The following is a 21,337-nucleotide window of genomic DNA, read 5'->3' on the forward strand; positions in this document are numbered from 1 at the left end:
AGCAGAAAAAAGGATCGAAGTTTTAAAACTCCGATCCTCCCCTCCTGTTTACTTACCCTTTAAAATCTCAAGTGCCTTCTGAAGCTGTAAATCCTGGTCTTCCGGGACGTTCAGCGTGTTCTTATAGGCCTCGTTCTGGGAAACAGCCACGTCGGGCGTCAGGCCCTTTTCGTTAATGTTCCGGCCGTTCGGTGTAAAGTATTCCGCATTGGTGAGCTTGTAGCCGCTCTTATCCTTGAGGGGCACAACCTCCTGGACAATGCCTTTACCGAATGTTTGTGTTCCTATAAGCTGTCCAGCCCCGGTATCCTGTATCGCCCCAGACAGGATCTCGGAGGAGCTGGCGGTTCCTTCGTTAACGAGTACGGCCATCGGCAGGTCCAGCTTCACCTCCCCGGTCGAGGTATAGTCCTTCCGGCTGCCGTCTTTGTCAACCGTGTAGACCACCGTCGTATCGCCCAGCAGCCGGTCTGCCACTGCCACCGCGGAGGTAACCACACCGCCGCCGTTATAGCGAAGATCAATAATGAGCCCGCTGATATGCTGGCTCAGAAGATTTTCAAGCTCAGCGTTAAAACCCTCAGAGGTTTTATTGGTAAATTCCGAAATAGAAATATAGCCAATGCCGTCAATGACTTTGGAGTCCACTGTTGGGGTGTCAATGCTCTGACGCGTCAGGTTAAAGGTCTGTTCCTGTCCGTCCCTCAGTACGGTTACCTCCACCTCAGTGCCCGGATCGCCGCGCATCAGGCTTACGGTGTACTCGGATCCCTTTCCGCTGACATCCTCACCGTTTACCTTGACGATTTTGTCACCAATCTGCATTCCCGCATCCCCCGCCGGGGTGTTCTTGTAGGGGGTAACCACTGTGGTCGTCGCGCTTTCATCCTCAGTCACGACCACGCCAATGCCGCTGTAGGTGCCTGTTGAGCTTTCCATCAGCTTCTGAAATTCTTCCTCAGTATAATAGCCGCTGTAGGGGTCTCCTGTGGACTCAAACATGCCCTTCATGGCCCCTTCCATCAGGGTCGTATCATCAATATCTTTATAATATTCCTTATCGATATGACCTTTTAAGCTTACCAGTTTTTTAAGTCCATCGGCCATTTCTGTACTGTCAACATTTAAAATCACCTTATTGCCCAGCGCTACATTGGCGCCTGTTGTCAGGCAAAAGGTTAAAATATTTGTAACAATAAGCGCTATTACCGCAATAACGATGAGCTTTTTTCTCTGCCCTTTATCCATTGTCAATCCTTTCAAATCAATTTGAGTCAATACTTACCTGAAAAGAATACACTAAAAGCCTTAAATAAACAATAAAAAAGGAAAGAACCGGACGATTCTTTCCAAATTCTGTCAATATTTTAATAATAGATGTAATCCCATGGATCTACAGGTGTGACGTTATTCGCAAAGTAGCTCAGATGCAGATGTGGTCCGGTAGAATTGCCTGTACTGCCCACATAGCCGATGATATCGCCCTGGTTGACACGCTGGCCGTAAGACACATTATAACCGCTTAAATGGCCAAATAACAGGGTATCGCCATTGTCCATGGCCACCATGATACAGTTGCCATAGCCGCCATACCAAGATGCCTTCGTTACATAACCGCCAGCCGGTGCATGGATCGGTGTGCCTGTGGAGGCGGCAATGTCCATTCCTCCGTGATTGGTGGAGCCAATACCGTTGGTATCGGAAGCTGGACGGTAGCCAAACCAGCTGGTAATGGTGTAGTTGCCTGGCAACGGCCACATAAAGCCGCTGGAAACTACGACGTTACCGCCGCCGGAGGAGCCGCTGTCCGCATCGCTGCCGGAACCGCCAGAACCATTCTGGGCCGCCTGCTCTCTCTCTGCTTCTTCCTGTGCTCTCTGGGCTGCCAGAGCTTCAGCTTCCTGCTGAGCGATTACTGCCAGCTCTGCATCGGCCTGTTTCAGGATTTCATCCTGCTTATTAACCTCTGCCTGATACTGCTGTACTACCTGTTGGTTCTTAGCTAACAGCTCATCCTTCTGAGCCTTGACACTTTGCTGGCTTTGCAGGGCAGTTTCCTGATCTGCCTTTGCCTGCTCTACCTGTGCTTTGTTTGTCTCAATGGTTTCTTTTTTCTCTTCTACCTCCGCACGGGTTTTTTCCAGTGCTGTTGCGCAGTCTTTATCGGCCTGCACGATGGATTTCATCATATCCGCCTTGGCGATGAAATCCGCGAAGTCTGTGGCTGAGAAAAGAACCTGCATATAGCCTTCGTTCCCGTACATATACATGACACGGACACGTTCTTTTAATTCTTCTTCCTGTTTGGCCTGTTTTTCTTCGGCCGCTTCCAGCTCGGCTGTGGTTCTTTCCAGATTAGCGGTCAGATCATTGATCTGTCCGTCCAGAGTACTGATCTGGCCGTTGATCCTGTCGATCTCTGCGTTAGCCTTGCTGATTTCAGTCTGAATCCCTTCGATGGTGTTCTGGGTCATATCCACCTGGTACTGGGCAGCCTCTTTTTTTGCAGACGCGTCGTCTTTTTGCTGCTGCAATTCGTCTTTTGTGGCTGCGTAAACCGGAGAAATAAATAAAGATAAACAAAATAATGCCGTTACAATTAAAGAAATTTTCTTCTTCATTTTCTGAAGTCCCCTCCTGTTTTTTATACGTCTAAGAATTTTCGAATAGCGAACACACTGCCTACCGCACCGATGACCACACCATAAACTGTAAAGAAAAAGATCAGCTGACCCATTACCTGATCCGGTGTCGCCAATGCTGAGGTCATGGGAAGCAGTACACTGCCGCCGAGCATGCCCAATATATAGTAATAAGCCAAACGCACGATCATCACAGCCATAACGGCCGCAATCAGCCCCAGAAAAGTTCCCTCCAGGACAAATGGCGTTCTTATATATGCGTCGGTCGCGCCGACATATTTCATGATACCAATCTCCTTCCGGCGTGCAAACACCGTGAGCTTGATGGTATTATAAATCAAAAATAATGAAATGACTGACAGGACAATCAGCACAACGATGCTCATTGTATTGGCAAAATGGTTAAAATTCAGCAGAGCGTTGATATACTCCTCGCCGTATTTTACGTATTCGACCCCTTTGTCCTGATAAGTCAGAGCAAAAGCCTTAACATCGTCCATGCTTTCCGAGTCTTTTACCTGAATGATAAAAGAGGCGGGCATGGGGTTGTTCTCGGAACTGAAATCACTGAGAAGACCTGTGTAGTCGTCCAGTGAGCTTGAAAAATTTTCCAGAGCCTCGTCCTTTGTTTCAAAACGAACCTCAGAAATGAGAGGATTGGCCTTGAGATCCCGTTCCAGGCTGGCGCGCTGTTCTTCAGTGTAGTCTACCTTCAGAAAAATTTTCATTTCCAGCTGGGATTCCACATTCGCCGTCGCCTGACGGATATTGATGGTAAGCACCAGAAAGATTCCCAAAATGATCAGCGCTGCAATGATGGAAAAAACAGCCGCAATACTCATAAGACTGTTTCGCTGCATGCTCTGTGCTGTATCGCGGAGGATCGTCCGGGGCATTGTTTTCCAGTGATTACTTCGCATTGCGGTACCGTCCTTTGACGTCATCGCTGGTGAGATAGCCATTTTCCAAGGTTAATACCCTTTTTTTCATAATATTAACCATCTCACTGTCATGGGTTACAACTACCACAGTGGTGCCATGCTTGTTAATCTCTTCCAGAATACGCATGATATCACGCGATGTCACAGGGTCAAGGTTCCCTGTCGGTTCGTCACAGATCAGAATACTTGGGTTGTTAATAATGGCTCTGGCGATAACAACACGCTGCTGTTCCCCGCCGGAGAGCTCATTGGGATAATGGTTTGCCCGATGTGAAAGCCCGACCATTTCCAATGCCAGCGGCACCTTTTTGCGGATCTTGCGCTCGGGCCGGCCAATGATCTCCATGGCGTAAGCCACATTTTCATACACACTTTTATTTTCAAGCAGACGGAAATCCTGGAAAACCACGCCCAGCTTTCTTCTAAGATAAGGAATCTCCTTTTTGGAAAGCTTGGAAATATCATGACCCTTGATCTTAACCGTCCCGGTACTCGCGTCGATTTCGCGGAGCAAGAGCTTGATAAAGGTAGACTTCCCGGCGCCGCTTCGGCCAACCAGAAATACAAACTCGCCCTTATCAATAAACAGGTTTACATTTTTTAAGGCGTCTTTTTCATTTTTATCATACGTTTTTGTAACATTTATAAATTCAATCATTCAATCATCTTCCTAGCAGCTTGGTCTTTTGGCAGTTGCCAATGATGCTGTACAGTTTATTTTATACTTTTTAACGCACAAAAACAAGATTTTCTATCCAAGTTTTATCTAAAAGTATTCAAATTATTACTCGAATGCATTAATTATACACAAAACGGTCACGCTTTGCCTTAATTTTTGGATACTTTATATCCTTTTTAAGAAACAAAAAGATAAAGGATCACAACTTTTCAGCTGTGATCCTCTGTTTTAAACTTCCGCTTTTAATTTTTCTGCGACGTCGGTTTTTTCCCAGGGTAAATCCAGGTCGTTTCTGCCAAAATGACCATAAGCGGCCACCTGCTTGTAGATCGGTTTCCTCAGGTCAAGATTCTTGATGATGGCGGCTGGTCTTAGATCAAAATGCTTTCTTACCAGCTCTGCAATTTTATCGTCGGCAACCTTGCCGGTTCCAAAGGTATCAACAAAAACGGATACCGGTTCAGCCACACCGATGGCATAGGCAAGCTGGACCTCACATTTATCCGCCAGCCCTGCCGCCACAATGTTTTTGGCAACGTAACGGGCTGCGTAAGCCGCAGAGCGGTCAACCTTTGTCGGATCCTTTCCTGAGAAAGCACCGCCGCCATGGCGTCCGTATCCACCATAGGTATCTACGATAATTTTACGTCCGGTTAAGCCGGCGTCACCCTGCGGTCCGCCGATGACAAAACGGCCGGTCGGGTTGATAAAATATTTAGTATTTTCATCCAAAAGTGATGGGTCAATTACGGGTTTAATAACTTTTTCGATCATATCCTCACGGATAGTAGCAGCGTCCACATCTGCGCTGTGCTGAGTGGAGATGACCACGGTGTCCACTCTGGTGGGTACGCCGTCGTTGTACTCAACGGTCACCTGAGATTTTCCATCTGGTCTCAGGTAATCGACAACACCCTGTTTGCGTACATCAGATAGCTTTTTAGCCAGCTTGTGCGCCAGAGAGATTGGCATTGGCATGAGCTCTGGTGTTTCGTTGCACGCAAAGCCGAACATCATGCCCTGGTCCCCAGCGCCGGTAGCCAGGTCTTCTTCTTCCAGCTTTCCTTCCTTTGCTTCAAGGGCCTTGTCAACGCCCATGGCAATATCTGAGGACTGTTCGTCAATGGAGGTTAAAACCGCGCAGGTTTCACAGTCGAAGCCATATTTCGCCCGGTCATAGCCGATACCGCGGATGGTTTCACGGACAATTTTGGGAATGTCTGCATAACAGTTGGTGGTGATTTCGCCCGCCACTAAAACCAAACCGGTTGATACGGACGTTTCACAGGCAACGCGGGCCATTGGGTCCTGTTCGATGATCGCGTCCAGCACCGCATCGGAGATCTGGTCACAGATTTTATCCGGATGGCCTTCAGTAACGGATTCTGAGGTAAATAATTGTTTCATCATTCGCTCCTTAAAAATTTGTATTGTCGTAATTCTATTTACCCTTGATAAAGATCACAGATTTTTCAAATCCTTAAATAAAATGAACCCCATGCGCGCATGGGGTTAGATTCGTTCAAAAACCCCATCATTACAGTTTAACTGCAGGTATTGGCACCATGCTTATGCTGGTTGCCGGGTTTCATCGGGCCTGTCCCTCCACCTCTCTGGATAGGTAAATATTCAATTACTTGTAATAGGATAAACCTACAGGGCAATTTTGTCAAGCCCCTTTCATTAAAAAAACAAAAGAGCTTATCCCTTCATCCGCTTTTCAATAACATTAATATCCTTTGGAATCTGCGGCGACAGGTTTTCCGGCCCGTTTTCTGTCACGAGTATATCATCCTCGATCCGCACGCCCATCCCCATTTCGGCAATGTAAAGACCGGGCTCGCAGGTGATGACCATGCCAGGCTCCAGGATGTATTCCCGCTTATCGTTGGTGTCGTGGGTATCCAGCCCCAGCGAATGGCCGATACCGTGGTAATAGAATTCATTGATGTCCTTATTTTTAGGCACGATGTTGTTTTTTAAACATTTCTCAAGAAAAATATCCTTGGTTGCCTGTTGGATATCCAGCATTTTTGCACCGGGCTGGTACATCTGGATCAGCTCTCTCTGGGCCTCGAGAACCATATTGTAGACCGTGGCCTGTTCATCGGTATATGTTCCTGAAACCGGGAAGGTTCGGCTGATATCGCCGCAATAGCCCTTGTAGCGGGCCCCCAGGTCCAGAAGCACCATGTCGCTTCCCTTCATGGTCGCCTGGTTTTTAATATAATGCAGCACCGTAGCGCTTTTTCCTGAGGCCGCAATAGTCTGGAAGGAAACTCCCTGGGCGCCCATCATATTGATGGTATATTCAAAAACCGCCTGAATCTGGTATTCCTTCATATCCGGTTTCAGATTTTCAAGAATAGCGTCAATCCCCTTCGCAGTTATCTCAATGGCATCACGCAGCGCCTGGACTTCCTCGGGCTTTTTAATCAGCCGCATGGCGGTCAGATAGGGCTGAAGATTTTGAAGCTCCATATCCGCGAACAGCAGCTTGATCTGCGGGTCGCTGGTTGCAAAACTCTGGTGCTTGGGCATGGTAAAATCGAAATACAGGTTATCAAAACGGGTTTCCTGTAAAATAAAAGACTCCAGCTCAGTATTATAGCGAACATCTTTAATGCCAGACAACGCCTGAGCTTCTTCAATACTGATCTTAGCACCTACCCATTTTTCCTTGAAGGGGTCTGGCTCATCAATGAATAAACACTCCGAAACCTCGCCGCCTGCATCCTTTTTCATCAAAAGGGTCACATCAGGCTCCTCAATGCCGGTCAGATAATAAAAGTTGTTATCGGTATAAAAGGGATAGTCCGCGTCCAAAGACTGCTGAACTGCCCGTCCAGAATAGATGATCGCCAGGCTTTCCGGCTCCAGCTTTTCGCCTAATTCCCTGCGGGTTTGTCTATAAAAATTCTGTGATAATGGCATTTTCACACTTCCTTTTTCATTATTTTGTCACCAAGGTCTATTGTAAACATAAAAAAGACCAAATTCAATACTGAATTTGATCTTAGTCTGTCAAAAAACCTGAGAGACGAAACCTTTTACCTAAGGAAGACAAAAGCGTTCTGCGGACGCTACCCTCTCACCGGCAGCTTATTGACTAAAGCAAATGCTTTATCTCACCAGTGTCCGGCTATTACGGTAGTACCGCACGATTCCTGGCCGTTATTCACAGCGCTGAATTTGATCTTTAGGCAAAACTGGCAGCGCTTTTCACCACGCCTCTTTTTTATTACAATATATACTTTTCTAAAAGCCAGGCCACACCATCCTCGTCATTGGTTTTCTCACCAACAATATCGGCATGCTTCTTAACGCTGTCCATGGCGTTTTTGACCGCCATCCCAAGCCCGGCGCCTTCGATCATCGGAATATCATTCTCGCTGTCCCCAATACAGGCCATTTCATCGGTTGCAATGCCATAAAGCCCGGCCAACTCCGTAAGGGCCGCGAATTTGTTCAGGCTCTCCATGGTGATTTCCATGAGATTTCGCCCTGCGTGAAAAGTGATGGTCCCATCACAGCGGATCGACTGGATCCGCTCAAGCTCTTCCTCAGACTGATAGGAAAACACAAACTTAAGGGCATTTTCGATTGCCGAAAGATCCTCCAGCTGTTCAATATACGGCCGGCGCACACCGGGCACCTTTCCATAGACTCGGCACAGCGGCTGGTCTGGTATATCATAAAACATATTGTGGCTCGTGGCCACAAAGCAGGGCACCTTGAGCTCCCGGGTCTGGCTTAAAACGCTGAGATACCGGCTTTTGTCAATGGCGCCCATTACCTTTAAAATTTTATCCTCATTAAAAATTGTCCCACCGCCGTCGCCGACGTGGTATTCTTTTTCGAGCCCCAGTCCAACATTCTTAATGAACACCAGCTGTGATTCATTGAACCGTCCGCTTGCTGTAACCACCCGGATTCCCCTGTCCATACACGCCTTCAGCGCTTCCCGGTTTTTGCGGGAAATCTGCTTGTCTGTTGTCAGAAGGGTGTCGTCGAGATCAAGGGCAATCAAACGAACCATATCATCATCCCCCAACGGCCATAAGGCCAAGGGCACACAATGCTGTTACAATCACACCTGCGATGGCTGAGCCCAGAATAACTGACAGCATGCCGCGCTTAAAGTCCATCTCAATGAGCGACGCGGCAAGACAGCCTGTCCAGACGCCAGTACCCGGCAGAGGAATGGCCACGAAAATCATCAATCCCCAAAATTTGTATTGTGTGATTTTCTGTGACTTTTTCATCCCTCTTGTATGCAGCCAGTTGGCGAAAGGGCCGAAAATCTTGGTACCGCGCATCCATTTTAAGACCGCCGGTAAAAACAGCAGTATAAAAGGCGCCGGAATAATGCTTCCAAGCCAGGATAACAGAAAAACCTGTAAATAAGGCATATGCAGCACCAGGGTTCCCCATGGAATCGCACCTCTGAGTTCAACAATCGGGATGGCTGAAATAATGAAAACCTCCAGCCAGTCAGGTAAAAAAGCAAAAAAATTAATAATCGCCTGGGACATTCGTTTCTCCTTTGTTTTTAATCATCTTTATCAAAACTTAAGCATTTCCAATATCGGAATATGCAATTTAAAATTATAACATTAATTTCTATCCGAAACAACTATAAAGGCGACTGACAAGCTTTCCAAAAGTTTTATTTTCAGCTAAAAACCTGATGCAAAATTTGTTTTTTCCTTTGTATAATGGTAAAATACCAGTAGTTTGTTATATAAAGGAGACATCATGAAAAAGATCCTCGGACCTTTGCGAAGAGCAGTTGAAAAATACGAAATGATACGCCCGGGCGACCGCATTGCAGTAGGCCTGTCTGGTGGTAAAGACAGCACTGCGCTGCTGGTCGCCATGAAGCGCTTTCAATATTTCTCACCAGTTCCCTTTGAACTGGAGGGCATTACCCTGGATATGGGCTTTGGCGGAATGGACTTTGAACCCTTGGTTCAGCTCTGCGCTGAGCTGGACATTCCCTACACCATCAAAAAAACACAGATTGGCCCCATTGTTTTTGAGGCCCGGCAGGAAAAGAATCCCTGCGCACTCTGCGCCAGAATGAAGCGCGGCGCACTGCACGACCTGGCCATTGAGCGGGGCTGCCGCAAAATTGCCCTCGGCCACCATGCCGATGACGCCATCGAGACCTTTTTCCTGAGTCTTTTTTATGAGGGCCGCATCAATACCTTTTCACCGGTAACCTATCTTGACCGGAAAGATATCACCCTGATCCGTCCCTTAATCTTTGTTAAGGAAAAGGATATTATCTATAATCCTGAGATCAAAGAGCTGCCCGTCATTAAAAGCACCTGCCCCGCCGACGGCCATACCAAACGTGAGGACATGAAGGATATGATGAAAGAGCTCCGAAAGACCATTCCAGAGTTGGATGACCGCATCCTGAAAGCCATCCAGAACAAAGAACAGTTCCACCTGTGGTTCTGATCACTTTTACGACACATTATATTACATGATATTTATATAGAAGGAGAACAGCATGAACGAAAAAATTTTAGTTGTCGATGACGAAGCCGCCATCGTAGATTTAATCAAAATGGAGTTAGACTTTGAGGGCTATCAGGTAGAGACCGCCTATGATGGCCAGGAGGCCATCGAAAAGGCCCAGAGCTTTGAGCCGGACCTCATTGTCCTGGACATCATGCTGCCCAAGGTCAATGGCTACGATGTCTGCAAAACCCTGACGCCGATGATGGATGTTCCCATCATTCTTTTAACTGCTAAAACCGATATTATCGACAAGGTTCTCGGCCTTGAGCTGGGCGCTGATGATTACCTGACCAAGCCCTTTGACAACCGCGAGCTGCTGGCGCGTATCAAGGCCCATCTCCGCCGCGCTACCAAGGCCCCAGCCGCCAAAAAGACCGATGCCGTTATCAAGAATGGACCTCTCAGCATCATGCCGGATGAACGGACCGTTTTGCTTGACGGCAAGGAAGTACACCTAACGCCAAAGGAATTCGACCTTTTGTATCTGCTGGCCTCCAATCTCGAGCAGGTCTTTCCACGGGATACCCTGCTTGAAAAAATCTGGGGCTACGATTATTACGGCGATACCCGGACCGTCGACATGCACGTCCAGCGTATCCGCCGCAAGATTGATACGCAGCCCAATAAATTTATCCAAACCGTTTTTGGGATCGGATATAAAATGAGGAAAATCTAATGCAAACGACTTACCGGGGGCGAATGATTGTTTACAACATCGCCCTTTTTATCGCTACCTTTATCATTGTTATTTTCTGCGTGATCCAGGGGGTTACCTACTACTATATCAACCAGGCTAAGGATAAGCTCGGGGTGATGAGTCAGGACGCCGTGCTCTACATCGGACAGGAGCTAAAGGCCAGTTCCTCCGAGGCGGCCAATGAGACCCGCTATATTGACAACAGCCTGGCCTTCAGCAAAAGTATTGCCCAGCTCGAAAACAGCCGTGTTATTCTTTTCGACGCTGCCGGCAGCGCCATCGCGGACTCTGTCTCAATCCCCGATAATCAATTCCTGAGTAATGAGATTGAGCTTTCCCGTCAAAAGGACAGCCCGGTTATGACCTTAAAAAATATCGACAACGCCAGTGTTCTTTATTATGTGTCGCCAATTGAGATCGACAATAATTTTCTTGGCTACGTCGGTTTTATTTATTCACTGGACAATATGGACTCCTTCCTCAGTCTGTGCACGCTTTTGTTTGTCATCGGCGGGATTCTCGGCCTGACTATTCTGGTTGTGGTCACCTTATCCTTTTCGAAGCATTTTGTCCAGCCCATCAAGGACCTGACCCGCATCTCAAGCGAAATTAACAAGGGTAACTACAATGTCATGGTTCACTACAGCCGGGATGATGAGATTGGGGATCTTACCCAGGTTTTTAACAAAATGTCCCAGAATGTCAACAATGTGATCCTTCAGCTGGAATCTGAGCGTAAACGCCTCGCCAGTGTTCTGGCTTCACTCGACGATGGGCTGCTGGCCATTGATAAAAAGGGCAACATCATCACGTCCAATTCCTATATCAAAACCTACTTTAACATATCCAACCCCAAAACAATCTACGACTTCCAGTACCAGTCCTTCCTTCGGGATATGTTTGATGACCTTAAAAACGGCAAGGACCACATATCAGAGGAAATTGACTGTAACGGCCGTAACCTGCTCATTATCGGCAGCCCTATCCGGGAGGCCGGCTATGAAGAAAACTACATGATCATTATCCGTAATGTCACCGCCACCAAGCAGTTTCAGAACGAACAGAAAAAATTTATCAGCTCTGTTTCCCATGAGCTGCGGACGCCGCTGACAACCATTATCGGCTATACGGATATGCTCACCCGGAGACAGGTTGTGGACCCTGAAATTCTAAACCGTTCACTATCGACCATCAACCGCGAGGGCCATCGACTGCTGCGTCTTGTGGATGATCTGCTGAATGTGAACCAATTCGATAAAATCGAATTTGATGTTAAGAAAGCAAACCTGGACCTGCATGCCCTGCTCATCGATGTGGTTGACCAAATGCAGATTAAATCCAGTCAAAATGATATTGAGATCAATTATAAATCGGATGAAAACCTGCCGGAAATACTCGGCGACTATGATCGGCTCCAACAGCTCTTCATCAATGTCTTACACAACGCCATCAAATACTCCGACAAAGGGGATATTATCGACGTGGTCTCTACGCGCGAAGACGGCAATATTGTTGTCTCAATCCGCGATTACGGTGTTGGTATCTCCGACGTGGAAAAGGACCGCATTTTCAATGCCTTCTACCGTGTCGATGAGGACCGCGCCCGGAGTGAGGGCGAGGGTGGAGCCGGACTTGGTCTCTACCTTGTAAAACAGATCGTAGAGAAACACAATGGTACCATCCGTGTTGACAGCCAGGTCGGCGAAGGTACCAACGTGATTGTAACCTTGCCTGTCATTGAAAAAGCGCTCGCCGGAGGTGAAAAAAATGAAAAAGAATAAATGGATCGCGCTGCTTTTATTTCTCACGCTTCCCTTTTTCCTCGGTGGCTGCAGAAGCTTCCTGGTACCTCAGGATAAACCGCTGGCCCTCAACAACACACTGCTTCAGCAAAAAAACCCCCAGAGTAAAATGGAGATTCTTTCCTTTGAAAACATCGGAACAGGAACGGTTCAGGATATTTCCTACGACGGGAGCACCCTCCTGTTACTCAATACAACCGAGGCGCCGCCCATCACCTATAACATCAATTTGCTTAAGGTGAGTGAGAACGAGAACCAGCTGACCAGTTTTGTCAATTCTGAAAAGCACCAGCTTTCCGCCAAATTTGATGAATACGCCAAAGGCGTCTTCTATGTGGAAAAGGGGATGGACACAGGAAATGAAAAATCCTCTAACCAGCTTATCTGGACCTCCATTGACAAAAGTGTTACAAAGACGATTTCCTCACCTGAGGAAAATGTCAACTCGAATATCTGTATTGTGGATGACAGCAGCGTTATTTACAGCAACTCCAATAATCAGATCGTCATGGCAACCTCAGAGGGTGACCGCCGCATTTACCACACGGTCCGCAGCATTCCCGTCCATGATATCCAGTATTATCCTAAAAATAATGCGGTGATCTTCACCGGCACAGACCCGACCGATGATCAAAAAACAAACCTGTATCTGTCTGAGATAAAAGACGGAAGTGATGAGCTCAGCTCCACTCTGATTGATGAAAATGTTATAAATTTTGATATTAACCGCCAGAATGGCAGCATTATCTATACGCAGAACTATGGCGACTCCAACCGGATCATGAGCTACAGCATCAGCAAAGGCGCTCAGCCCTCCGTTGTCAGTGAGGGGAATTTCACTTCGGCAGCGTATACGCCCAACGGGGAGAAAATTCTGTACACACAGTTTTCCAGCATCAATACCAAGACTTCCCAGTCCATCTGGATCATGGATGCAAACGGAAAAAACAAGCTGCAGATATCCGCCCCGCTCACCCTGACCTCGGCAATTATTGCACACCCCTATAAGTCCACAATCTATTTCTCTATTGAGAAAAAAAGAGAAACAGCCACCAGCGACACCAAGGGACAGCCCATTTCACAGATTTACAAAATCGACTATAACATCAACTAATCCTAACGCCCGGATATCAGCAAGGTACCCGGGCATTTTCTTTATAAATATCTGTGCACGTTTTTAACAAAAGAACGGCTGACTATGCTATAATAGGATATAATAACGAATACATTTCAGGAGGAAAATTTATTTTATGGACAGTAGCAGTCTAATAATGATGTTTGTGCTCGCACTGCTTATTTTAATGTCGGCCTATTTTTCGGCCACCGAAACAGCCTTTTCGACTTTTAACAAAATCCGCATGAAAAACATGGCAGCTGAAGGCAATAAGAAAGCAGCTCTGGTACTGAATATCAGCAAAGACTACGACAAAATGCTCTCAACCATTCTCATTGGCAACAATATTGTGAACATTACCTCAGCTTCGCTGGCAACTGTTCTTTTCACCAGACATTTTGGTGATCTGGGCGTCACCATCTCCACTGTGGTCATGACCATTCTTGTCTTGATTTTTGGAGAAATTTCCCCCAAGAGTATGGCTAAGGAGAGCCCTGAAAAGTTTTCTATTTTTTCAGCGCCGATTTTAAATTTTTTTATTTATCTTCTGACGCCCCTGACCTTTGTCTTTTCCCAATGGAAAAGACTGCTGTCAAAATTTTTCAAATCTTCTGACGGCCCCAGCATTACCGATGAGGAATTAAAAACCATTGTGGATGAAGCTCAAAACGAAGGGGTTTTGGACGAACATGAGAGCGAGCTGATCCGTTCCGCCATTGAATTTGATGACCTCAGCGCCGGGGATATTGCCATTCCCAGAGTCGATATCACTGCCATTGACCTCGAAACACCTCTGGATGAAATAGAACAGCTTTTTTCAACCACCGGTTACTCCAGACTCCCGGTCTATATTAAAAGTATTGATAATATTGTCGGTATGATCCACGAGAAGGATTTCCATTCACTGATCAACCACGGTATCACTTCCATTCAGGGAATTGTGGCCGATGTGGTATATGCCAGCGAAAACATGAAAATCTCAACCCTGCTGCGCCTGCTTCAAAAATCCAAAACCCATATGGCCATTGTCGCGGATGAGTTCGGCGGCACCTTTGGGCTTGTCACCCTTGAAGATATCCTGGAAGAGCTTGTGGGCGACATCTGGGATGAACACGACCAGATTGTGGAGGTTTTCAAACCACTGGATGAGCATACCACCCTGGTTTCCTGCCATGCCAATCTTATTGATATGTTTGAATATTTCAATATTCAGTTTCAAAATAAGGATCTTGACTCTAATACGGTAAACGGCTGGGTCGTTGACTTGCTTGGCCATATACCAAAGGTCGGCGATACCTTCACCTATGAAAATCTCGCTGTTACCATCACAAAAGCCAGCCTGAAGTGTGTTCTTGAAATCAAGATTGTCCGGCTGGAAGAAACCGAAACCGATTCTTAAATTTGATCCATTAAAAAAGAGCCTGCAAAATGCACGCTCTTTTTTATTTCACTTTTCAACTTAAACCATGCGAACCTTACCCTGATAAACCATCCCACGCTTTGGATCAACAGAGATCAGCTTACCATGTCCAATGATTTCAAGGGCTTTTTCGACACCGACGATTACCGGGATATTATAGTGTAATCCGGCGATGGCGCCTTCAGAACTCAGGCCGCCTTCTTCGGTAATAATGGCCGCTGCCTTATCCAGAATCCATGAAATATCCGGTGATAAGGATTTGACAACCAGAATATCCCCTTCCTTGAATTCGGAAGCGTTATCTTCATTAATCAATTTTGCATAGCCTGTTACAGGCTTATCGCCGATACCAATGCCACTCATAATTGCATTGCCCACAGTATGGACTTTTATCATATTGGTGTTGCCCTGTACACCAAGCGGCACACCAGCAGCTACAACAGCCAGATCACCAATCTTGACAACGCCCAGCTCTACAGCTGCCTGTACAGAATCGTGCACCATGGAATCTGTATCTCTGAGCTCTGTCATATACATGCAGTAAACGCCCCAGGAAAGGGTTAAACGGCGGACAGTGGATACTTTATCACTGACGGCTAAAATAGTGCATTCTGGGCGGTATTTAGACAGCATACGCGGTGTATGTCCAGAAGAAGTCGCCGCAATAATAGCTGTTGCGTCCAGGTTCGCCGCAATCTGAACAGCTGCTTCACTTACCGCATTGGTTATGGTCAGTTCACCGTGTTCTGGTTTTTGACGATTGATGTATTCTTCAGAGCGTTCAGTTTTTTCCACAATATTTGCCATGGTTTCAACAGCCTGTACCGGATAAGCGCCCGCTGCGGTTTCACCGGAAAGCATTACTGCATCTGTACCATCAAACACTGCGTTGGCAACATCTCCGACTTCGGCTCTTGTTGGTCTCGGGTTGCGGATCATGGAATCCAGCATCTGTGTGGCTGTGATAACCGGCTTACCCAGAAGATTACATTTTTTAATAATGCTTTTCTGTACCAGTGGCACTTCCTCGGCCGGGATTTCGACACCAAGATCCCCTCTGGCCACCATAATACCATCCGAAACAGCTAAGATGCGGTCAATTTTTTCAACGCCTTCGCGGTTTTCAATTTTAGAAATAATCTGGATATTTCCACCGCCGTTATTTTCGAGAACCTTACGGATCGCGATAACATCCTGTGGCTTGCGCACAAAGGACGCTGCCACAAAATCGACTTTCTGCTTGATCCCAAAGATTAAATCACTTTCATCCTTTGGAGTCAGACCTGGGAGATTGATTTCGACATTTGGAATATTGACGCTCTTTTTAGAGCCCAGTACGCCGCCATTGTCGATGCTGCAATAAATTTCTGTTCCGTCAATACGGTCAACATTCAGTTCGATCAGTCCGTCGTCAATCAAAATTTTGTTTCCTACAGACAGGTCATCAGGCAGCCCTTCATAGCTGACACTGACGCGGTCTGCATCTCCCTCGATCTGTTCTGAGGTCAGCACAATCTTTTTACCGGTTTCAAGGGTAACCTTTCCTTCTTTTAAATCCCCGGTACGGATTTCAGGGCCTTTAGTGTCCAGCATCAGCGCAACTGGAATATTCAGCTCCTTACGTACTTCCTTAATTCTCTGGATTCTTCCCGCATGCTCTTCGTGGCTTCCGTGGGAAAAGTTCAAACGCGCTACATTCAGCCCGCCCTGGATCATCTTGGTTAAAATCTCTTTTGAATCGGATGCAGGCCCAAGGGTGCACACCATTTTTGTTTTCTTCATACTGTTATAACCTCACTTTATATTATTATTTATGTCAAACTTCTTGAATCGTTAAATGGACAGAATCTTCGCAATTTTATACATATCTTTACGGAAAGCTTTTGGTGTTTCCAGCGCCTCCTCAAGGGGAACCATAATGTACTCGCCCTTGCGCTGCACCACAACATTTCCGGTATTATCGTTAACGATGGCTTCTACTGCTTTATATCCCATAAAGCTCGCAAGATTACGGTCAAAATGAGATGGTGATCCACCTCTTTGGATATACCCTAAATTGGTGCCTTTAGTTGTAACCTGTGTCAATTCCTCGATTTTTTTACAGTAATCACGGTAGCTTCCGCAGCCTTCAGCCAGCATGACAATGCTGTGGAGCTTCCCACGATCCTTGCCTGCCAGCAGCCGGTCACAGATTCCTTCAAGGTTCGTTTCAATTTCAGGGATGATCAATGCCTCCGCGCCGACTGAGAAGCCCGCATACAGGGCAATATCCCCGCAGGTACGTCCCATGACCTGCACCACATTGATCCGGTTGTGGGAAAAGGTGGTGTCGCGGATTTTTCCAATGGCTTCAATGGCTGTGGTCACAGCGGTGTCAAAGCCGATGGTAAAATCACTGGCGCCAAAGTCATTGTCGATGGTGCCGGGAATTCCCACAACGCTCACACCCAGCTTTTTCAGTGCCAGCGCGCCGCTCAGGCTCCCGTCCCCGCCGATGATAATCAGATGCTCAATGCCATACTCTCTCAGAACCTCTGCTGCGCGTTTCTGTCCTGCCTCTGTCGGGAAAAACTCACTTCTGGAGGTTCTTAAAATGGTACCACCCTTTTGCAGAATATCTGCGACTGAATAGACGTTTAATGGGCTGATATCTTTATCCAGCAGTCCTGCATAACCGCGATTGATGCCGTAAACATCAATTTTATGATAAATGGCTGTCCGGACAACTGCCCGGATCGCCGCGTTCATTCCTGGTGCGTCACCACCACTCGTTAAAATACCAATCTTCATTTGAGTACCTCCACTTTATTCTGCCCTAGAATTGCTTCCAGGTTATTTATTAATTCATCACAGACGCTTACCCACAGGTTTTTATCTGCGCCAAATTTTTTATGTTCCTTTTCAAAATGCAGCTCCACCGGTACCGGACCCGGTGTTTTCATTAAAACGGATTTAATCTCTTTTAGCAAGGGCTTTTGTGTAAAATCTGTAAAATGAATGACCAGCTTCTCCTTCTTTTCAGCCGGCGCATACGCTGTTCTTTCCTCTTTCACCTGCGGAATATCCGTTTTAAGGCTGAGAGGATAGACCTGCTCACAGATTACAGAAACATTCATTTCTTCATTATAATTTATCTTACCTCTCACAATCACCGCGTGGTCCACGGTCAGAAGAGGACGGTATTTTTCCAATGTATTGGGGAATACAACCACCTCCAGGCGGCCGTATAAATCCTCCAGTGTCATGAAAGCCATCAGCTTGCCATTGCGGGTGATCTGGTTTTTGACATCATCAATGAGTCCGCCAATGATTACCGCGCCGCCGTCCCTGATCCCAGAATCCCTCAGGTCCTCGTAGCTGTCAAGCATACTGCTGTTAAGGTTTGTCTTTTCTTTTAAGGTATTCTCATATTTTTCAAGGGGATGCCCCGTAACATACAGGCCGAGCACCTCTTTCTCCAGCGCCAGCCGCTGTTCCTTGGTAAAGGGTGCGACATCGGGTAAAAAGTCCTCCTTCAGGCTGCTGTTTCCGCCAAAATCCAGCAAGGATATCTGGCCGGCAAGGCGGTCACGCTTCTCACGCTGCACCTGATCCACCATCCGCTCTGCACCAAGTAAAAGCTGGGCGCGGGTACTTCCGGTATAGTCAAAGGCGCCGCTTTTGATCAGGCCTTCCACCATGCGTTTATTCAAAGCCTTTAAATCGACTTTCTCACAGAAATCCCGAAAGCCTTTGAAAGCGCCATCGGTCTCTCTGGCATTTACAATGGACACAATGGCATTTTTCCCAAGTCCCTTAATGGCCCCTAAGCCAAAACAGATCTTATTGTTTTTTACAGAAAACTTGTCATAGCTGACATTCACATCCGGCGGCAGCACCTTGATGTCATTTTTACGGCAGTCCTCAATATATTTAGATACCTTTTTTTCATCGTCCATCACAGAGGACATTAACGCCGCCATAAATTCTGTCGGATAATAGCATTTGAGCCAGGCAGTCTGGTAGGCGATAACCGCGTATGCAGCGGCATGTGATTTGTTAAAGGCGTATTTGGCAAAATCCTTCATTTCCGCGTATATCTGTTCTGCCACATTTTCCGGCACGCCCCGGCGTACCGCGCCGTCAATGACGGTCTCGCCGTTTTCATCCACCTCGCCGTGGATAAAAACTTCACCTTCCTGATTCATGACATCAATTTTCTTTTTCGACATGGCACGGCGGACCAGGTCACTTCTGCCCATGGTAAAGCCTGCCACATCCCTGAATATCTGCATAACCTGTTCCTGGTAAACCATACATCCATAAGTAACATCCAGAATTGGTTCCAAAATCGGATGAAGATAGGTAATGGCTTCCGGACTTTTTTTATTCTCAATATATCTGGGGATCTGATCCATCGGACCAGGGCGGTAAAGCGAGATTCCGGCAATGATGTCCTCGAAATGCTCTGGCTGCAGATCTCTCATAAAAGCGATCATCCCTTTGCTCTCAAGCTGAAATACCCCAAGGGTGTCTCCCTTGGACAGCATCTTATAAACCTTGGGGTCTTCGAGATCAATGTTGTCTAAATTGATGTTCATCCCCTGGCTGTGTTTTATATTTTCAAGGGCGTCCCGTATAACCGTCAAGGTTCTCAAACCCAGGAAATCCATCTTTATAAGCCCGAGGTCTTCCAAGAGTCCCATGGGAAACTGGGTGGTAATCATGTCTCCGTTCCTGTAAAGCGGAACATACTCCATCAGCGGCTTATCTGAAATAACCACACCAGCCGCATGGGTGGAGGCATGACGTGCCAGACCCTCCATGGATTCGGCCATATCCAGAAGCTTGGAAACCTCCGGATCGTTTTCCTTCATCTTCCGAAGCTCGCTGTTTTCTTCCAGAGCCCTTTCAATCGTAATATTCTGCCCTGGGTGCATCGGAATTTCTTTGGCTACCTTATCCACCGCATTGTAGGGCATATTCAAAGCTCTTCCCACATCACGCACTGCACCTCTTGCCGCCATGGTACCAAAGGTAATAATCTGCGCCACATGGTCTGCGCCATATTTTCTGATCACGTAATCAATGACTTCCTGTCTTCGTTCATAGCAGAAATCACAATCGATATCGGGCATCGTGATTCGTTCAGGGTTTAAAAACCGCTCAAACAGCAGGTTGTATTTGAGGGGATCCAGTGTCGTGATATCCAGCCCATAGGCCACAAGGCTTCCCGCGGCGGACCCACGGCCTGGTCCGACCATGATGTCATGATCCTTGGCGTATTTAATAAAATCCCAGACAACCAGGAAATAATTGTCAAAGCCCATGGAATGGATCACATCCAGCTCATAGTCCATGCGTTCCTTTATTTCTGGCGTAATCTCCTGATACCGGGCCTTAAGTCCTGCTTCACAAAGCTTTCTCAGGTAACCACCCGCAGAGGGTTCTCCCTCTGGAAGTTCAAACTCAGGCAAATGGGCGCTTTCAAGGTCAAAACTCACGTTGCAGCGCTCGGCAATTTTGTTGGTATTCTCAATGGCCTCCGGCACATCAATGAATAACCGGGACATTTCATCTGGGGATTTCAGATAAAATTCATTATTTGGAAACCGCATCCGCTCCTCATCGTCCACAGAAGCCGCTGTCTGAATACACAGCAATATATCGTGGGCTTCGGCATCCGCTTTCCGGACATAATGGACATCATTGGTCGCTACCAGAGGAATGTCATATTTTTTAGAAAAGTCAATGAGCACCTCATTGACCTGCGCTTCCTTCTGCATACGGTGATCCTGTATTTCAAGGAAAAAATTTCCCTTTCCAAAAATATCCTGATACATCTGACAGATTTCATTTGCTTTCTGCAGCTGTCCTTCAATGATCAGTCTTGGAATTTCCCCGCCAATGCAGGCCGACAGACAAATAATGCCTTCATGGTGCTTTCTTAAATATTCATGGTCAACCCTGGGTTTATAGTAAAATCCATCAATAAAGCCTTCAGATACGACTTTCATCAGATTTTTATAGCCATCGTTGTTTTCGGCCAGCAGCACCAGATGATATGGATTGGTGTCAATATTACCTTCCTTTTGGTCAAGACGGCGGGGAGAAACATAAACCTCGCAGCCGATAAGCGGCTTGATGCCTTCCTCCAGGCATGCTTTGTAAAAATCGACCGCGCCAAAAAGCACCCCGTGGTCTGTAAGCGCGAGACTTTTCATTTCCAAATCCTTTGCTTCTTTCACGAGCTGCTTAATTCTTCCAAAACCATCTAAAAGGCTAAATTCACTGTGGACATGTAAATGTGTAAATTCAGATTCGATCTGTATTCCCTCCTTTCTTTGTTATTTTCCAATAATTTCTCATATTATATCACATTACGAAAACAAAATACACCCCCTATTGTCCCAGATGGATAATATTGTTCCCGGTTACAATTGCATTTTTCAAAGTTCCTGTTAAATAATTTGAATTATAATAGAAAGCGCAGTGGAGATATGGTATAATTGTCAATTATAAAATAAATAA

At 46.6% G+C, this 21,337-nt stretch carries 16 protein-coding genes and 1 riboswitch; of the genes, 5 read left to right on the forward strand and 11 right to left on the reverse strand.

Features of this window, described 5'->3' with window-relative positions; genetic code table 11:
• Positions 1–48: 48 nt before the first annotated feature.
• The 8 genes from FYJ53_RS13000 to FYJ53_RS13035 all read right to left on the reverse strand — a co-directional run bounded on the left by FYJ53_RS13000 (position 49) and on the right by FYJ53_RS13035 (position 8,797).
• Positions 49–1,248: a S41 family peptidase gene (locus tag FYJ53_RS13000; protein ID WP_154557369.1), complete on the reverse strand. Its 1,200-nt coding sequence runs from the start codon at positions 1,246–1,248 to the stop codon at positions 49–51.
• A gap of 119 nt (positions 1,249–1,367) precedes the next feature.
• Positions 1,368–2,621: a murein hydrolase activator EnvC gene (locus tag FYJ53_RS13005; protein ID WP_013381346.1), complete on the reverse strand. Its 1,254-nt coding sequence runs from the start codon at positions 2,619–2,621 to the stop codon at positions 1,368–1,370.
• A 23-nt stretch (positions 2,622–2,644) separates the two neighbouring features.
• Complete coding sequence (gene ftsX / locus FYJ53_RS13010) at positions 2,645–3,562, reverse strand: permease-like cell division protein FtsX (RefSeq protein ID WP_013381347.1); 918 nt, start codon at positions 3,560–3,562, stop codon at positions 2,645–2,647.
• Positions 3,552–4,241: a cell division ATP-binding protein FtsE gene (ftsE, locus tag FYJ53_RS13015; RefSeq protein ID WP_013381348.1), complete on the reverse strand. Its 690-nt coding sequence runs from the start codon at positions 4,239–4,241 to the stop codon at positions 3,552–3,554. The genes ftsX and ftsE overlap by 11 nt, the downstream gene beginning before the upstream one ends.
• 249 nt (positions 4,242–4,490) lie before the next feature.
• Complete coding sequence (gene metK, locus FYJ53_RS13020; RefSeq protein ID WP_041689901.1) at positions 4,491–5,672, reverse strand: methionine adenosyltransferase; 1,182 nt, start codon at positions 5,670–5,672, stop codon at positions 4,491–4,493.
• 118 nt (positions 5,673–5,790) lie between these two features.
• A riboswitch (SAM riboswitch) is annotated at positions 5,791–5,886 on the reverse strand.
• 77 nt (positions 5,887–5,963) lie between these two features.
• A complete protein-coding gene (locus tag FYJ53_RS13025) occupies positions 5,964–7,196 on the reverse strand; it encodes an aminopeptidase P N-terminal domain-containing protein (RefSeq protein WP_013381350.1) in 1,233 nt (410 codons plus the stop codon).
• Between the two features lie 307 nt (positions 7,197–7,503).
• Positions 7,504–8,301: a Cof-type HAD-IIB family hydrolase gene (locus tag FYJ53_RS13030; protein WP_013381351.1), complete on the reverse strand. Its 798-nt coding sequence runs from the start codon at positions 8,299–8,301 to the stop codon at positions 7,504–7,506.
• A gap of 4 nt (positions 8,302–8,305) precedes the next feature.
• On the reverse strand, positions 8,306–8,797 hold the full coding sequence (locus tag FYJ53_RS13035) for a small multi-drug export protein (RefSeq protein WP_013381352.1): 492 nt from the start codon (positions 8,795–8,797) through the stop codon (positions 8,306–8,308).
• A 223-nt stretch (positions 8,798–9,020) separates the two neighbouring features.
• On the opposite strand from FYJ53_RS13035, the gene FYJ53_RS13040 reads away from it, so the two are divergent.
• The 5 genes from FYJ53_RS13040 to FYJ53_RS13060 all read left to right on the forward strand — a co-directional run bounded on the left by FYJ53_RS13040 (position 9,021) and on the right by FYJ53_RS13060 (position 14,806).
• Positions 9,021–9,731, forward strand: a complete 711-nt coding sequence (locus FYJ53_RS13040) for a tRNA 2-thiocytidine(32) synthetase TtcA (RefSeq protein WP_013381353.1) — start codon at positions 9,021–9,023, stop codon at positions 9,729–9,731.
• Positions 9,732–9,783: 52 nt separating this feature from the next.
• Entirely contained in the window at positions 9,784–10,470 is a 687-nt protein-coding gene (locus tag FYJ53_RS13045; protein WP_013381354.1) for a response regulator transcription factor, read from the forward strand.
• The gene (locus FYJ53_RS13050) at positions 10,470–12,272 is read left to right on the forward strand and encodes an ATP-binding protein (RefSeq protein ID WP_154557370.1); all 1,803 of its coding nucleotides are present in this window, start codon (positions 10,470–10,472) and stop codon (positions 12,270–12,272) included. The genes FYJ53_RS13045 and FYJ53_RS13050 overlap by 1 nt, the downstream gene beginning before the upstream one ends.
• A complete protein-coding gene (locus FYJ53_RS13055; protein WP_038350662.1) occupies positions 12,259–13,407 on the forward strand; it encodes a hypothetical protein in 1,149 nt (382 codons plus the stop codon). Before FYJ53_RS13050 ends, FYJ53_RS13055 begins: the two co-directional genes overlap by 14 nt.
• 136 nt (positions 13,408–13,543) lie before the next feature.
• The gene (locus FYJ53_RS13060) at positions 13,544–14,806 is read left to right on the forward strand and encodes an HlyC/CorC family transporter (RefSeq protein WP_013381357.1); all 1,263 of its coding nucleotides are present in this window, start codon (positions 13,544–13,546) and stop codon (positions 14,804–14,806) included.
• Between the two features lie 60 nt (positions 14,807–14,866).
• Here the strand turns inward: FYJ53_RS13060 and pyk are convergent, their stop codons facing one another.
• From pyk to FYJ53_RS13075, 3 genes are read right to left on the reverse strand one after another with little or no spacing between them, the layout of a single operon-like run.
• Positions 14,867–16,609 (reverse strand): pyruvate kinase, encoded by a 1,743-nt coding sequence (pyk, locus tag FYJ53_RS13065; RefSeq protein WP_013381358.1) that lies wholly within the window; start codon positions 16,607–16,609, stop codon positions 14,867–14,869.
• A gap of 51 nt (positions 16,610–16,660) precedes the next feature.
• On the reverse strand, positions 16,661–17,617 hold the full coding sequence (gene pfkA, locus FYJ53_RS13070; RefSeq protein WP_013381359.1) for a 6-phosphofructokinase: 957 nt from the start codon (positions 17,615–17,617) through the stop codon (positions 16,661–16,663).
• Complete coding sequence (locus tag FYJ53_RS13075) at positions 17,614–21,132, reverse strand: DNA polymerase III subunit alpha (RefSeq protein ID WP_038350663.1); 3,519 nt, start codon at positions 21,130–21,132, stop codon at positions 17,614–17,616. Before FYJ53_RS13075 ends, pfkA begins: the two co-directional genes overlap by 4 nt.
• Positions 21,133–21,337 lie beyond the last annotated feature (205 nt).

Origin of the sequence: Eubacterium sp. BL-380-WT-2B (assembly GCF_009696115.1) — a bacterium.
GTDB lineage: Bacteria > Bacillota > Clostridia > Eubacteriales > Eubacteriaceae > Eubacterium > Eubacterium callanderi.